The sequence below is a fragment of the Rossellomorea sp. RS05 genome, from assembly GCF_039822645.1.
Taxonomy (GTDB): Bacteria; Bacillota; Bacilli; order Bacillales; family Bacillaceae_B; genus Rossellomorea; species Rossellomorea marisflavi_B.
Window position 1 is genome coordinate 339,661 of sequence record NZ_JBDKWY010000003.1, and the last position, 13,169, is coordinate 352,829.

At 49.9% G+C, this 13,169-nt stretch carries 18 protein-coding genes; 9 read left to right on the plus strand and 9 right to left on the minus strand.

The window, feature by feature from the left end; all coding sequences use genetic code 11:
* Positions 1-38 precede the first annotated feature (38 nt).
* The 3 genes from ABJ225_RS11515 to ABJ225_RS11525 are packed head-to-tail and all read left to right on the plus strand — an operon-like array spanning position 39 to position 2,625.
* Positions 39-1,010 (plus strand): ABC transporter substrate-binding protein, encoded by a 972-nt coding sequence (locus ABJ225_RS11515; protein ID WP_218247752.1) that lies wholly within the window; start codon positions 39-41, stop codon positions 1,008-1,010.
* 60 nt (positions 1,011-1,070) lie between these two features.
* A complete protein-coding gene (locus ABJ225_RS11520; RefSeq protein ID WP_347320259.1) occupies positions 1,071-1,838 on the plus strand; it encodes an ABC transporter ATP-binding protein in 768 nt (255 codons plus the stop codon).
* On the plus strand, positions 1,828-2,625 hold the full coding sequence (locus tag ABJ225_RS11525; RefSeq protein WP_347320261.1) for an ABC transporter permease: 798 nt from the start codon (positions 1,828-1,830) through the stop codon (positions 2,623-2,625). Before ABJ225_RS11520 ends, ABJ225_RS11525 begins: the two co-directional genes overlap by 11 nt.
* On the opposite strand, the gene ytkD is transcribed toward ABJ225_RS11525, so the two are convergent.
* The 3 genes from ytkD to ABJ225_RS11540 form a co-directional block, all read right to left on the minus strand.
* Entirely contained in the window at positions 2,612-3,073 is a 462-nt protein-coding gene (gene ytkD, locus ABJ225_RS11530; protein ID WP_218247724.1) for an RNA deprotection pyrophosphohydrolase, read from the minus strand. The two genes, ABJ225_RS11525 and ytkD, sit on opposite strands and share 14 nt — an antisense overlap.
* A 92-nt stretch (positions 3,074-3,165) precedes the next feature.
* On the minus strand, positions 3,166-3,489 hold the full coding sequence (locus ABJ225_RS11535; protein WP_347320263.1) for a hydrolase: 324 nt from the start codon (positions 3,487-3,489) through the stop codon (positions 3,166-3,168).
* 57 nt (positions 3,490-3,546) lie between these two features.
* Entirely contained in the window at positions 3,547-3,936 is a 390-nt protein-coding gene (locus tag ABJ225_RS11540) for a phage holin family protein (RefSeq protein WP_286188456.1), read from the minus strand.
* A 205-nt stretch (positions 3,937-4,141) separates the two neighbouring features.
* On the opposite strand from ABJ225_RS11540, the gene ABJ225_RS11545 reads away from it, so the two are divergent.
* Positions 4,142-4,387 carry a DUF6154 family protein gene (locus tag ABJ225_RS11545; protein WP_053426250.1) on the plus strand — a complete coding sequence of 82 codons (246 nt, stop codon included), beginning with the start codon at positions 4,142-4,144 and terminating at the stop codon, positions 4,385-4,387.
* 48 nt (positions 4,388-4,435) lie between these two features.
* Here ABJ225_RS11545 and ABJ225_RS11550 read toward each other — a convergent pair whose 3' ends face one another.
* Complete coding sequence (locus ABJ225_RS11550) at positions 4,436-5,734, minus strand: hemolysin family protein (RefSeq protein ID WP_347320266.1); 1,299 nt, start codon at positions 5,732-5,734, stop codon at positions 4,436-4,438.
* Between the two features lie 94 nt (positions 5,735-5,828).
* Positions 5,829-6,002, minus strand: a complete 174-nt coding sequence (locus tag ABJ225_RS11555; RefSeq protein WP_148986091.1) for a putative motility protein — start codon at positions 6,000-6,002, stop codon at positions 5,829-5,831.
* A gap of 149 nt (positions 6,003-6,151) precedes the next feature.
* On the opposite strand from ABJ225_RS11555, the gene ytzI reads away from it, so the two are divergent.
* Entirely contained in the window at positions 6,152-6,337 is a 186-nt protein-coding gene (ytzI, locus tag ABJ225_RS11560; protein WP_079516669.1) for a YtzI protein, read from the plus strand.
* A 47-nt stretch (positions 6,338-6,384) separates the two neighbouring features.
* Here the strand turns inward: ytzI and ABJ225_RS11565 are convergent, their stop codons facing one another.
* Complete coding sequence (locus ABJ225_RS11565) at positions 6,385-6,858, minus strand: S-ribosylhomocysteine lyase (protein WP_048007366.1); 474 nt, start codon at positions 6,856-6,858, stop codon at positions 6,385-6,387.
* A 190-nt stretch (positions 6,859-7,048) separates the two neighbouring features.
* Between ABJ225_RS11565 and yidD the strand changes: the two genes are divergently transcribed.
* The 4 genes from yidD to ABJ225_RS11585 all read left to right on the plus strand — a co-directional run bounded on the left by yidD (position 7,049) and on the right by ABJ225_RS11585 (position 10,931).
* Positions 7,049-7,273 (plus strand): membrane protein insertion efficiency factor YidD, encoded by a 225-nt coding sequence (gene yidD, locus ABJ225_RS11570; RefSeq protein ID WP_347320269.1) that lies wholly within the window; start codon positions 7,049-7,051, stop codon positions 7,271-7,273.
* A gap of 166 nt (positions 7,274-7,439) precedes the next feature.
* Positions 7,440-8,417 carry a metal ABC transporter solute-binding protein, Zn/Mn family gene (locus ABJ225_RS11575; RefSeq protein WP_347320271.1) on the plus strand — a complete coding sequence of 326 codons (978 nt, stop codon included), beginning with the start codon at positions 7,440-7,442 and terminating at the stop codon, positions 8,415-8,417.
* A gap of 109 nt (positions 8,418-8,526) precedes the next feature.
* Positions 8,527-9,885, plus strand: coding sequence for a cytochrome ubiquinol oxidase subunit I (locus ABJ225_RS11580; protein WP_218247721.1), 1,359 nt, complete (start codon positions 8,527-8,529; stop codon positions 9,883-9,885).
* 14 nt (positions 9,886-9,899) lie between these two features.
* Positions 9,900-10,931: a cytochrome d ubiquinol oxidase subunit II gene (locus tag ABJ225_RS11585; RefSeq protein WP_347320273.1), complete on the plus strand. Its 1,032-nt coding sequence runs from the start codon at positions 9,900-9,902 to the stop codon at positions 10,929-10,931.
* 328 nt (positions 10,932-11,259) lie between these two features.
* Here the strand turns inward: ABJ225_RS11585 and ABJ225_RS11590 are convergent, their stop codons facing one another.
* From ABJ225_RS11590 to ABJ225_RS11600, 3 genes are read right to left on the minus strand one after another with little or no spacing between them, the layout of a single operon-like run.
* Positions 11,260-11,745: a 2'-5' RNA ligase family protein gene (locus tag ABJ225_RS11590; RefSeq protein WP_347320275.1), complete on the minus strand. Its 486-nt coding sequence runs from the start codon at positions 11,743-11,745 to the stop codon at positions 11,260-11,262.
* Entirely contained in the window at positions 11,745-12,263 is a 519-nt protein-coding gene (locus ABJ225_RS11595; RefSeq protein ID WP_218247718.1) for a mycothiol transferase, read from the minus strand. The genes ABJ225_RS11590 and ABJ225_RS11595 overlap by 1 nt, the downstream gene beginning before the upstream one ends.
* Before the next feature lie 17 nt (positions 12,264-12,280).
* Entirely contained in the window at positions 12,281-13,057 is a 777-nt protein-coding gene (locus ABJ225_RS11600; protein WP_218247717.1) for an SDR family oxidoreductase, read from the minus strand.
* Positions 13,058-13,169 lie beyond the last annotated feature (112 nt).

Consider the following 13,169-nt stretch of genomic DNA (forward strand, 5'->3'; position numbering starts at 1 on the left):
AGGAGGAAACGGCTGTGAAAAAGTGGATACGGACCGGCATGGCAGTCGCCGGAATTGCTTTATTGACCTCAGGCTGCGGAAAACAGGCAGAACCCCTTGAGAAAGTACGTGTGGCAGAAGTCACCCGATCGATCTTCTATGCACCGGAATATGTAGCAATCGAGAAAGGATTCTTCGAAGACGAAGGATTGGATGTCGAGCTGAAAACCACCTGGGGCGGGGACAAGACGATGACGGCCCTCCTGTCGAACGGAGCCGACATCGCCCTTGTCGGATCGGAAACGTCCATTTATGTCCACGCCCAGGGCTCGGATGACCCGGTGATCAACTTCGCCCAGCTCACCCAGACCGACGGTACCTTCCTTGTCTCCAGGGAAAAGGTGGAGAACTTCGAGTGGGATCAGTTGAAGGGAACGACCTTCCTCGGCCAGCGTAAAGGCGGCATGCCACAGATGGTCGGCGAATATGTGCTGAAGGAGCACGGCATCGATCCGCACAAGGATCTCGACTTGATCCAGAACATCGATTTCGCGAATGTGGCGAATGCCTTCGCATCCGGTACAGGTGACTATGTACAGCTATTCGAACCGACCGCTTCCATCTTCGAGAAAGAAGGAAAAGGCCATATCGTCGCCTCATTCGGAACTGAGTCCGGACATGTGCCTTACACGACCTTCATGGCAAAAGAAAGCTATATGAACAAGAACGATGAAACCGTCGATAAGTTCACCCGTGCCCTTTACAAGGCACAGCAATGGGTGGATCAAGCCAGTGCGAAAGAGATCGCCGATGTGATTGCACCGTACTTTGAGGATACAGATCCCGGCATCATGGAAACCGTCGTGGACCGCTACAAATCACAAGGCTCCTATGCTACCGATCCGATACTCGATCAGGAAGAGTGGGAAAATCTCCAGAACATCATGGATGAAGCGGGAGAACTGCCTGAAAGGATCGATCACGATACGCTCGTGAATACGTCGATTGCCGAAAAAGCAGCCAAAGAATAGCTAAGATCGGGCTGACGGATGTGTCAGCCCTTCTTACGTATCAGACAGGAGGGTTCACTGTTGAGTTTTTTATCGTTGGATTCCATCAGCCATACGTACTTTTCCTTAAAATCAGCCAATTCCGCCATCGAGGATGTTTCCCTTCATGTGGATGAAGGTGAATTCATTTCGTTCATCGGACCGAGCGGGTGCGGCAAGACCACCCTCCTTTCCATCATCGCGGGCCTCATGGATCCCACAGAAGGATCCGTGAATCTTGAAGGGCGCTCCATTTCCGAGAGAAGGGACCTGACCGGATACATGCTCCAGCAGGATTATCTCTTCCCGTGGAAGACGATTGAGGAGAATATTTTGATCGGTCTGTCCATCAAGGGCACCGTTACCCCCGAGAAAAGGAAAGAGGCCTCTGCCCTGTTGAAGGAAATGGGCCTTGAAGGGGTACAAAACCTCTATCCAAGGGAACTGTCTGGAGGCATGCGGCAGCGGGCCGCCTTGATCAGGACGCTCATCACCGAACCAAGGCTCCTTCTCCTTGATGAGCCTTTCTCCGCCCTCGATTACCAGACGAAACTGAAGCTTGAAGATCTTGTCTTCACTACATTGAAGTCATTCGGGAAGACAGCGATCCTCGTTACCCATGACATCGGCGAAGCGATTGCCATGAGCGACCGCATCTATCTGTTCGCAGCCAAACCTGGACGAATCCATGCGACCTTCGAGGTTCCGGCCGAGTTGCGCGGGCAAACACCGTTTGATGTCAGGAATCACGATGATTACCCTGCATTTTTCCAAATGATATGGAAGGAGCTTGAAAGCCTTGACGCGTGACACGCATCAAAAACACAAGGAGTATATTCAGAGCCTGAAAAAAGAAAAACGCCTGGTATGGCTTTACCAAGGCTTGATCTTCATTGTATTTTTCGGGGCATGGGAAGCGGCGAGCAGGCAGTCCTGGATCGACCCCCTCATCTTCAGCTCCCCGACGAAAATATGGAATCTGTTCATGGAGAAACTTTCAGATGGAAGTCTCATCACCAACTTATCCGTTACCCTCGGGGAGACGGTAATCGGCTTCATACTCGGGACGCTGCTCGGGACACTCCTCGCCGCCCTTTTATGGTGGTCTCCATTCCTCTCGAAGGTTCTGGATCCTTATCTTGTGATCCTGAACGCCATGCCGAAGGTGGCACTGGGTCCGATCCTCATCGTCGGGCTCGGACCGGGCTTTTCATCGATCATCGCCATGGGGACGATCATTTCCGTCATCATCACTACGATCGTTGTGTACACTTCCTTCAGGGAAGTCGACCCCAATTACCTGAAGGTGATGCACACATTCGGGGCAAAGCGCAGTCGCACGTTTAAGGAAGTGATCCTTCCTTCCTCGTTCCCTACCATCATCTCGACTTTGAAGGTGAACGTCGGACTGTCATGGGTGGGGGTTATCGTGGGGGAATTTCTCGTATCGGCCAAGGGACTTGGCTATATGATCATTTATGGATTCCAGGTGTTCAACTTCACCCTTGTCCTCATGTCCCTTCTCGTGATCGCCATCTGCGCCACCCTTATGTACAAAGTCGTTGAACTTATTGAGAAAAAGCTTATCCGTTCGTGACCTTCTTCAGTGCCAATTCAATGACACGGTCCTTCATGATGAAACTGAACGATGGGTCATCCTGTATCCCGGTCCAGTCTCCGTTCCACAGGAAGATCCCATCCGTTTCAAGATAGTCCTCCTTGTCGATGATCTCCGTCACTTCCCCGAAAAAGATCGTCTTCACGAACGGGGCGTCGCCATGCACCTTGTATTCTCCTATGAAGGCCGGTTCCGTGATGACGGCCCCCGTTTCTTCATACGTCTCCCGTATGGCCGCTTCCTCCAGGGATTCTCCCTCTTCCCTCTTTCCCCCGGGGAATTCGAGGCCTCTCTTTTTATGGCGGGTGAACACCCAGTCTTCACCGTGCCTGCAAATGACGAGGACATGCCCGGATTCCAGGGAAAAGGCATCTCGCCTGTATGAAAAGTGGACGTCCAGTCCGTTTGCATCCTTGAATTGTTCCATTATGCTTCACCTCATTCTTTCTACCATTATAACCACAAATAAAAAGGACCGGTCCACCATAAAAGCTCTGGTGGACCGGTTTCATGTTAAGGTCAGTCGGAGGATTTGAGAATTCCCATGCTTTCGATGAAGGTGCGGGCTTCTTCATCCCCCAATCGATGGAGGGTCTCATATACGCGATGAAGATTTCCATCGTACGCATCATTTTCCCGGTCGAAGTGATATTGGACATAGGGTACGTGAGCGCGGTAAAAGTTCTGCCAGCTCACCGAATGGTTGGAGTCGAAGATCTCACGCAGCCCGATGATTTCTTCATCTGTAGCAGAGATCTTGAAGTTCCACGGGGAATCTGTCGAGCTCCTTGAGATCTCACCAGTCGCGACTTCAATGTAATAATCATTCCGTTCTTCCTGCAAGCGGTCCACCCCTTTTCATCTTCCTATCCTCATTTTCCTCAATTTCACATTTTCTATTCATTTCCCTCTCTTTTTCAGGACTTCCACTGCTTTCTTCAAAAATTCCGGGACAGGTACCCCTGCACGTCCGACATTTTCAATGATGGAAATCATTTCGTTGCATATATAGAAAATGATGGTCGCATTACGAATAAAGTACTGATCTGACAATATAGTATCTAATAAGTGCGCGACGGTCACCAAGGCAAAAATCAGGACTTTCCGGGCAATTCCCTTGAGACCGAATCTGCTCGATAGTTTCCCTTCTATGGCACCTGCGATGACGCCGGTGAAATAATCGAGGATGACAACGGCAACCAGAAAAGTCAACAAGGGGTTCCATTCACCGAATAACTGGATGATGAATGCCCCCATTCCCGAGCCTGCCACCAATAATACTCTTTCCAAACGTAAGCATCTCCTTTCCGTAAACCTTGCTTCCATATGCATCTAGAACCGGCACTCCGGCTCATATCCATTGATCATGGGAATGGAGCAAAATGATTAGTTTATATCGGGGGTGGGTAATGACAAAAATAGAGTTGTCCCCACATAATATGTGGAGTAATTGAGAAGGGTTCGTGATAGAATGAACACAAGGGAGGTGAAGCGCATGAAGCTGATCGAAGAGATTTATGAAATGTACCGCGGCAGGATTAAAGGTACCGATGAAGATTTGGATCTTATTGCCCTTACCATCCTTGAAGACACCTCACGGGAAGAACTTCTTGAGATGCTGAATGAGCTGGAAACCGGGGAACTGGAATACTTCTTCCGTTTATACATATTTGAAACCTTGAAAGAAAGATGGTCCAAAGGGACAGGACGCGAGCCTGCGGGGAACAAGAGCTATCATTAAGGTGAAAGGGAAAGAAGCTGACCCCCGGAGGTCAGCTTCTTTCCCTTTTCATTCATCTTCGGGCAAGGTGATCAACACCCGATTGATTCTCTTTTCGTCCACTTCGAGTACTTTGAAGGTGATCCGCTCAAACTCCACTGCCGCCCCCGTTTCGGGGATCTCGCCAAGCTCGCTGATGATGAAGCCGCTCACTGTATCAAACTCCCCGCTCGGAAGATCGGTCTCGAGGATCCGTTCAGCGTCATGAAGATTCGTCGTCCCCTCGAATTCATAGACCCGCTCATCAAGCTGCTCATACCCCTCTTCTTCATCATCATACTCATCATAAATATCTCCGACGATTTCCTCTAAGAGATCTTCCAACGTCACGATTCCAGCCGTGCCGCCGAATTCATCCAGCACGACGGCCAAATGGACTTTGTTCAACTGCAGGTCCCGGAACAATTCGTCGGTCATCCTCGATTCCGGTACAAAATAAGGAGAACGGCTCACCCGCTTCAGATCGAAGTCTTCCTTTACCCCCGTCTCCATATACTGAAGGATATCCTTCACATGAAGTACGCCCGTGATATGATCGATATCTTCTTCATAAACGGGAAAGCGCGTGAACTTCTCCTGATTGACGAAATGGACCACATCCTCGAAGCCGGCATCGGCCGACAGGGCCGTCACGTTGGTGCGGTGGACCATGATCATGGAAACCGTTGTATTATCAAACTCAAATATATTGTTGATCATGGTCTTCTCAGCATCCTGGATGGTCCCCCGCTCCTTGCCCACATCCACCATCATGCGGATTTCTTCCTCGGTGACCTCTTCATCATGTGCATCAGGGTCGATCCCGAATAATCGCAGGATGCCGTTCGTCGACAGCGTCAAGAGCTTCACAAATGGATACGTCAAGGCAGATAGGATCGACAGCGGCCTCGCCACGAACATGGAGATCGGTTCCGGGCGCTGCATGGCGATCCGCTTCGGCACAAGTTCTCCGATCACAAGGGTGAAGTAGGACAGGATGATCGTGATGATCACGACAGACACGGTTTCAAGGATCCTCTGGGAAAGGGGGACTCCCCAGTCATGAAGCAGATCTACCATCCTTCCCGCAAAGCTTCCTGCAGCGAATGCGCTCGCCAGGAAACCTGCAAGGGTGATGCCCACCTGGATGGTGGCGAGGAAGCGGCTCGGCTCGGCAAGCAGGTTCACCAGCAGCCCCGCTTTTTTATCCCCCTGCTCAGCAAGCAGTTTGATCTTCGTATCATTCATGGATATTAGGGCGATTTCAGAAGCGGCAAAAAAGGCATTCAGGATCATCAGGATGAGCAGGAATAAAAGGTCGATTGACAATCTGGGTTCCTCCGATCTCCAGTGGATTTACCCGTTAGTATGTACTCTTTCCCCCAGCCTACAACAAAAAAACGCCTGGATACCCAGACGCTCCCTACCCTTTCTGATCGATCACGGTGCCTTTATGAGGGTGTGATGCTTCTTTCATGTCCTGAAGCATGACGACCGCCTGTGCTGCCTGGGTGGCCATCTGAGTCTTCATAAGGCTGAGACTCACCGTATGCTGCAGCTCTGCTACTTGACGCGACATGATGGACGATAGGTTCATGAAAACAACCTCCTTTGCATACGTTAAGCATACCAAATGGATTTTCCCTAAAAAAGGCAAAATGGAAAAATAGTCATAAAGTTGTTGATTATCCATCTATATCGAAGCGCTTTCTATGATAAACTAGCGAAAAAAGGAGGGGTGTCATTATGTCAGTGACTTTAGTGCTGATCATTTCCATCGCCATCTGCATCCTCGTGATCTTCATCAGTGCCCTCACGACATCAAAGGCCTATACATCCGTCAAACATACCGTGGATCCCATTGAAAACAATCCGCATCTTGAGCATATGGAAAAGGAAGACAATCAAAAGAAGGAAGAGCCGAAAACATGACGCTCCTCCCCATATAAAAACCCCGGCATACGCCGGGGTTTCGTGTTTTACGCAAATACCTGTTTAAGATCTTCTTTGCTTTGACCCAACCAGAATTTCATCAGTTTTTTCGCTCCATCGAGATCATGAAGCTTCGCCTGGCCGCATTGTTTTTCATTAGCTGCAGGAATTTCCTCAATCGTGATGGCGTCTTCCATCGTAGCATGAAGAAGATCAATGATCTCTTCCACAGTCGGCTCTCCGCTCACCACGAGGTAATAGCCGGTTTGGCATCCCATCGGGGAAATGTCGATGATATCGAAGTGTTTATATGGCTCAGCATATTCACGGATCGTGAAGGCGAGAAGATGCTCAAGAGTATGGATCGTATCCGGCTTCATGGCCTGTTTATTCGGCTGACAGAAGCGGATGTCAAACTTATTCACAAGTCCGTCGCTCCCCACTTTGTGAACGCCGCAGTGGCGGACATATGGTGCTTTTACTGCATTATGGTCCAATTCAAAGCTTTCTACTGAAGGCATTGATTCATCACTCCTATTTTGGATTCTCAATCAGTATACCGTAAATTCAAAGTTATTTCATCAACTTAATCTGAATTAACCATCGATCACTTCTTGTTTTCCCGGATCAATCCGTCCTAAACAAACTTTTTTGGCAGAGAAGATCTTTCTGCTATAGTAAAGGAAACTGAACTCGGAAGGACCACGCATGATGAAACGATTACTTCTCATCTTATTCAAGATCTATCAAAAAGTCATCTCACCACTTAAGCCTCCCACCTGTCGCTTTTACCCGACCTGCTCCCACTACGGCATCACGGCTGTGAGTCGGTTCGGTGCCTTGAAGGGCGGATACCTCACCGTCAGGCGCATCGTGAAATGCCACCCCTTCCACCCGGGCGGCATCGATGAAGTACCCGAAGAATGGCCCCCCTAAGAAGGATCATGTCCACTAGGCATGGTCTTTTTTCTTGACGCGAATCAGTAGGCAGCAAGTGCGGGCATACTGAGTAGAAAATAATACTTGCGCTTCTGGAAGAACGATAGTAAAATAACCAATGTGCTAAATCGTAATCATTACACTTTATACAGGAGGTTCTCTTTTGAAGTATATTCGTAAAAGTTGGCTCATTGCCCTTGTGCTCATTTTATCAGCTTGCGGTGCTTCATCTTCGGATGGAGATGGGAAGAAAAAAGATGTTCTGGAGGTACATACCACGGTGTATCCCCTTGAGGACTTCACCAAACGGATCGGCGGGGATCACGTAAAAGTAGAGAGTGTTTATCCACCTGGATCTGATGAACATTCCTACGAACCATCTCAAAAGGATATGATCGACATGGCCGATGGGGATGTATTCTTTTATATCGGACTGGGACTGGAAGGCTTCGTAGATAAATCTAAATCCATCCTTGAAAACGAAGACGTAAAAGTCGTGGCAACAAGCGAAGGAATCGACCTCGAATCCCATGAGGGGCACGATCACGATGCCCATGAAGAGGGAGAAGACCATGAAGAGGAAGGGCACGACCACGGTGATGATGGTCATCACCACGGAGATACGGACCCACATATCTGGCTCGATCCCGTATACGCCCAGCAGATCGCTCAAAACATTGCGGATACCCTCTCTGCCGAAATGCCTGAGCATAAAGATGAGTTCCAGGCGAATCTCAAAGATCTTGATACAGATTTGAAAAAGCTCGATGAAGACTTCCACGAAATGGCGGATGCCGCTCCGAAGAAGACCTTCTTCGTTTCACATGCGGCCTATAACTACTGGGCCGAGCGCTATGGGCTGAACCAAAAATCGATCGCCGGCTTGAACACTTCTGATGAACCTTCCCAAAAAGAGCTGAAAGCCATCATCGATCAAGGAAAGAAAGAAAACATCCAATACATCATGTTCGAACAGAATGTATCGTCCCGCCTGACAGAAGTCGTCCAGAAGGAGCTGGGTGCAGAAGCCCTGACGCTTCATAATCTCGCCGTTCTGACCCCTGAAGATGAGAAGAACAACGAAGACTATTTCTCCTTGATGAACCGGAATATCGATACGCTCAAAAAAGCATTGTACTGACATAAGCGGCCTCGTGCCGCTTTTTTGTTATGCCATCCTCCAATTTTTCCATGCATATTCCCTTTCCATTTCGTGGACAATAAGGAAAACATGCAAGGGAGACATACATATGGATGAATTAGTGATTGCAAGGTCCATGTTCGGTACGACCATGGCCTTTCATATTATCTTCGCAACACTTGGCGTCGGGATCCCTCTGATGATCCTGATCTCCGAAATCGTGTACCAACGGACCAATGATCTTGATTATCAGATCATGGCCAAAAGATGGACGAAGGCATTCGCCGTTCTTCTTGGCGTCGGGATTCCCACTGGGACCATTGCCGGGGTCCAGCTTTCCTTATTATGGCCTGGCTTTATGGAAGTCATCGGGCGGGTCATGGCCCTCCCGTTCCAAATCGAAATCTATGCGTTCTTCATTGAAGCCCTGTTCATGAGTATCTATGTTTACGCGGCGAACCGGATCGCACCGTGGATGAGGATCGTCAGTCTCGTCCTTGTTTGTATCGGTGGTCTTGCCTCAGCCGTCCTGATCACCAATGTCCATGCGTTCGAAGGGACGCCTGCAGGTTTCGAGATGATCAATGGAGAGATCCGGAACGTTGAACCTTGGAAAGCATTCTTCAACCCGAGTTTCTTCGTCACAGCAGGTCATGTCGCTCTATCAGCCTATGTCGTCGGTTCATTCACGATTGCTTCTGTATCGGCATTCAAAATGCTTCGTAACCCGTTTGGATCCAGGGTGTATAAGTTTCACCAAAAAGCCCTGATGATTTGTCTGGCCGTCGGAGGAGCCTTTGCATTGCTCACCGCTCTGAACGGTCATGAGTCAGCTCAAAAGCTGCATGAATACCAGCCTGAAAAACTCGCTGCAGCCGAAGGACTATTCGAAACCCAGGATCACGCCCCCCTTTCCATCGGTGGCTTCACCGATCGTGAAAACCAGGAAGTGAAATGGGGAATCGAGGTCCCGTGGGCACTGAGCTTTCTTGCCGGTAATAGCTTTGATACCGAAGTCATCGGACTGAATGATTTTCCAGAAGAATACTGGCCACCTTTATTCGTCCACACCCTTTTCAACGCAATGGTCGGAATCGGTTCCCTTCTCATCGTCATCGCCCTTGGAGCATTTGCATGGAAGAAATGGCTGAAGAAGGACCGCTTCCCGAAATGGATGATGTGGGTATTCGTGGCGGGAGGCCCGTTGTCGATCCTTGCCATCGAATTCGGTTGGATCTTCGCTTGTACCGGCCGCCAGCCCTGGACCATCTACCGGATCCTGAGTACAGAGGACTCCGTCACGACAACGGGGAATCTCGCCGTGCTGTTCGGACTATTCATCACGATTTATGCGATCCTCGCCGTATCCGTGGTGCTTGTGCTCCTTTACTACTTCAAACGGAATCCGCCTGAAAAGGATATCCAAAAAGCCGAGAGCAAACAGAAAGACATTCCATTATCCACTTGATCGGAGGTGCACTCATGACCCAATCACTCATAGCCATCATCATACTCTGGGGATTCGTTTTCATCTACGCCGTCATGGCCACGATGGACTTTGGTGCCGGATTCTGGTCGATGCTCTATATCAATAATGAAAAAACAAAGGCGACGAATATCGCCAACCGCTATCTGTCTCCGACCTGGGAAGTGACCAATACGTTCATCGTCGCCCTGGTCGTGGCTGTCTACAGTATGTTCCCAGGCGCCGCCTACTCCCTCGGGACGGTCCTTCTAGTCCCCGGGAGCCTGATCCTTCTACTCTTGGCCATACGAAGCGCCTTCCTTGTGTTCTCCCATGTGGCGGACGACTATTACAAACCGCTGACCTACATCACCGGGATCACCGGGATCCTGATCCCGGGTCTGATCATCAGCGTTCTGCCGATTTCCCACGGCTCGTACATCGACTTCGACAACGGCCAGGAGCTGGATTTAGGGAAGCTTTTCACCAGCCCGCATGAATTTGCCTTTTTCGGCTTTGCCGTGGCTAGCACCTTGTTCCTTTCATCCCTGCTTCTAGCCGACTACTCCAAAACGTCGAAGGAGTATGAAGCCTTCAAGGTCTACCGCAGGGATGCCATGATCATCGGCCCGATCTCCGTCCTCATGGCCTTTTTGATCATGTGGACCATGAAATCCGAAGCGGCATGGCTCTATGACCGGATGCTTGAGGATCGTAACCTGCTCTTCATTTCCCTTCTCGGGTTTGTGATCGCTGGAGCCGCCTTATTCCTTCCCACCAATAAGGAAGGAATGAAGGGGATGCCCCGCGTAGCCGTCATTGCAGTCATCTGTCAATATGTCATCGCGAGCTACGTCTACGGCAAGGCCCATCTTCCGTATATCATTTATCCGGAAGTGACCGTCCAATCAGGCTTCACAGATCCCGACTCCTTCAGGGCCGTCTTCTTCACCTACATCGCAGGATTTGTCATCTTGTTCCCAGGTTTCGTCTACTTCTGGAGCTTGTTCATGAATGATAAGCGCTACTTGCGGCAAAAAGAAGACTGAATCAAAAAAGGTACCTATTCATGTCGAACATGATATGTGTAGGTTTTTCATACCGCTCATGATTTCCGTGCAAGACTTCGCTTTCCGCGGGTAGCCCGTGAGCCTCCTCGGCAAGTCTGTGGGGAGTCACTCTTCCCGCCGGAGTCTTCGCCTTGCACACCGCTGGGAACAATGAAATCGTAATGGCCATGAAACCATTTAAAAACCCGAATTCACTTGCCTGATCCTAGACAAATGAATTCGGGTTTTACTCTAGGTAAAACACGTTTGTATGCTCAATTTCAAACAAAGGATACGGTGGCAATCTCCGGTGCTTCCCCCGGTACCCTCAGATCAAGGAGGGAAATCCCGCAATCGTCCCTTGAGGGATTTCCCGATCCTTTACGAGCTGAAATGCCTTCAGCTGCTCGTAGGTCGAAAGGCGATTGGCAATCGTACAGTGGGGGATCCAGGTCCCTGGACGATAAAGGGAAGATTCATTTCCATCAGGGGGCATGAATTGTCTGTGAAAGTCTCGATGAAGCGCAGCCAATTCTTCTGAAAGTACAGGAGAATAATAAAGGATCCCGGTACGGATGAACGATCCGATGCTCGAAAGCCTAATCTCAATCGGTGGATGATCTCGGTAATGATGAACGAAATCTTCAGAGAACCTTACCGGATCCAGCTGTGGAAAGTCTCCCAGAGTGATATGGGGGCGCCGGTCTCTTACTTGTGACGCATAGGCGCTGATCCCCTTTTCCTTCAGCTCATCCCACACCTCGATGATTGCCCTCTCCAGTTCGGGATTGAAGACGGCGACGACCGCGTACATCAGTTAGCCTCCATTTTCTTGAGCTGTTTGACGATCAAACGGTTCTGTCCCCGATGATTGAGCTCATCTTCGAACATGTGGAACCACTTGAAATAGTGATTGGCAGGATGATCCCACCCAAATGGGGATTGCCTGTCGAGCCACTCATCCCCAACCCCTGCGAATAACGCCTTCGTCCGCTTGCGCACTTCATCCAGACGGTCCACATAAAAATCCGGCTCATTCCCTTCGATTGGCATAAGGTCAATCCCTGCTTCCAGCCGGTTCCATTCTTCATCGTTCAAGTCCCTGTCACTGAACGTCATGATTTGAAAGGCTTCTTCCACACTGGCCATATGCAGAAGAAGCATACCGATTGTATTGTCGCAGCCTTCGACCTTTGTATCGAGCTGCTTCACTGTCAACCTTTCCACTTCCCGAAGCGTGGTGTACCTTGTGTATTCCATCATAGAAACCAGCCTGCCGATCTCGGGTTCGAACGGTTCAACCTCTTCAATGATATATCTTCTTTCAGCCATATCTTAACGCCCCCTTTCTATTTTCCTAAAAATCCGCCTTCAGAACGGAGCACCTGTCCCGTCACCCATCTGGAATCCTCAGAAGCCAGGAAGCGGATCAGGCGTGCTGCATCTTCCGGTGTCCCGATGCGGCCGTACGGAAAGAGAGGCAGGAGCTTCTCCCTGATCTCATCCGTGATCCATCCTGAATCGGTCGGACCGGGATCAACGCTGTTCACCGTGATGCCCACCGGGGCAAGTGCTGTAGCCAGGGGCTCCGTTATGGCCGTCAGCATCCCTTTGGTAGCCGTGTAGGCAAGATTATGCGGGTCCGGGCCCTTCGACACCATGAATACGATGCGCCCGTCCTCTGCTCCCTCATAGACTTCTTCGAAACGCCTGGCAAACTCCATCGACAGCATGATCGGCCCACGGTTGTTCACCTGATAATGCATGTCTAGCGTATCCATCCTCATCGTCCTGAAATCAGTCGGCGACTCATAAGTGGCATTATGGATCAGCACCTTGGGGAAGCCAAGGCTCTGTGTGGCGGCTTCCAAAATGAATGCCGGTGCGTCCTGTTTGCTCAGATCTGCTTCCAAATGAGCGGCGCGCACGCCAAGGGCTTCCAACTCCCTTGCAAAGGCAGAAGGAAAATCTTCTTCTTTTCCGCATCCATCTTCCTCGTCATATGCCCCCCAATGCGTAAAGAAAATGTCCATCCCGTCCCTTGCAAGGATCCGGCAGATGGCTGCTCCTATTCCTTTATCGCGGCTCACTCCGGTGACGAGGGCAATCGATGATGATTCCTTCATGTCTACCCCTCCTTTTCAACTCTACTCTAGAGATGCTCATGAGATCACGGAAGCCTAAGTTTCCGAAAATTACGACAGGTGTATATTTTATCATAATGAACCACTTCCGGGT

Bases quoted from the DNA above. Each gene is read 5' to 3' on its own strand.
- ABJ225_RS11515 (WP_218247752.1), top strand. From the start codon at position 39: ATGGCAGTCGCCGGAATTGCTTTATTGACCTCAGGCTGCGGAAAACAG.
- ytkD (WP_218247724.1), bottom strand. From the start codon at position 3,073: ATGGAACAATTCAAGGATGCAAACGGACTGGACGTCCACTTTTCATAC.
- ABJ225_RS11545 (WP_053426250.1), top strand. From the start codon at position 4,142: ATGAAGCTGATCGAAGAGATTTATGAAATGTACCGCGGCAGGATTAAA.
- ABJ225_RS11590 (WP_347320275.1), bottom strand. From the start codon at position 11,745: ATGTACGCGGTCGTCGCCGTCTTCAATCCCGAACTGGAGAGGGCAATC.
- ABJ225_RS11580 (WP_218247721.1), top strand. From the start codon at position 8,527: ATGGATGAATTAGTGATTGCAAGGTCCATGTTCGGTACGACCATGGCC.
- ABJ225_RS11585 (WP_347320273.1), top strand. From the start codon at position 9,900: ATGACCCAATCACTCATAGCCATCATCATACTCTGGGGATTCGTTTTC.
- ABJ225_RS11600 (WP_218247717.1), bottom strand. From the start codon at position 13,057: ATGAAGGAATCATCATCGATTGCCCTCGTCACCGGAGTGAGCCGCGAT.
- ytzI (WP_079516669.1), top strand. From the start codon at position 6,152: ATGTCAGTGACTTTAGTGCTGATCATTTCCATCGCCATCTGCATCCTC.
- ABJ225_RS11555 (WP_148986091.1), bottom strand. From the start codon at position 6,002: ATGAACCTATCGTCCATCATGTCGCGTCAAGTAGCAGAGCTGCAGCAT.
- ABJ225_RS11565 (WP_048007366.1), bottom strand. From the start codon at position 6,858: ATGCCTTCAGTAGAAAGCTTTGAATTGGACCATAATGCAGTAAAAGCA.
- ABJ225_RS11595 (WP_218247718.1), bottom strand. From the start codon at position 12,263: ATGGCTGAAAGAAGATATATCATTGAAGAGGTTGAACCGTTCGAACCC.
- yidD (WP_347320269.1), top strand. From the start codon at position 7,049: ATGAAACGATTACTTCTCATCTTATTCAAGATCTATCAAAAAGTCATC.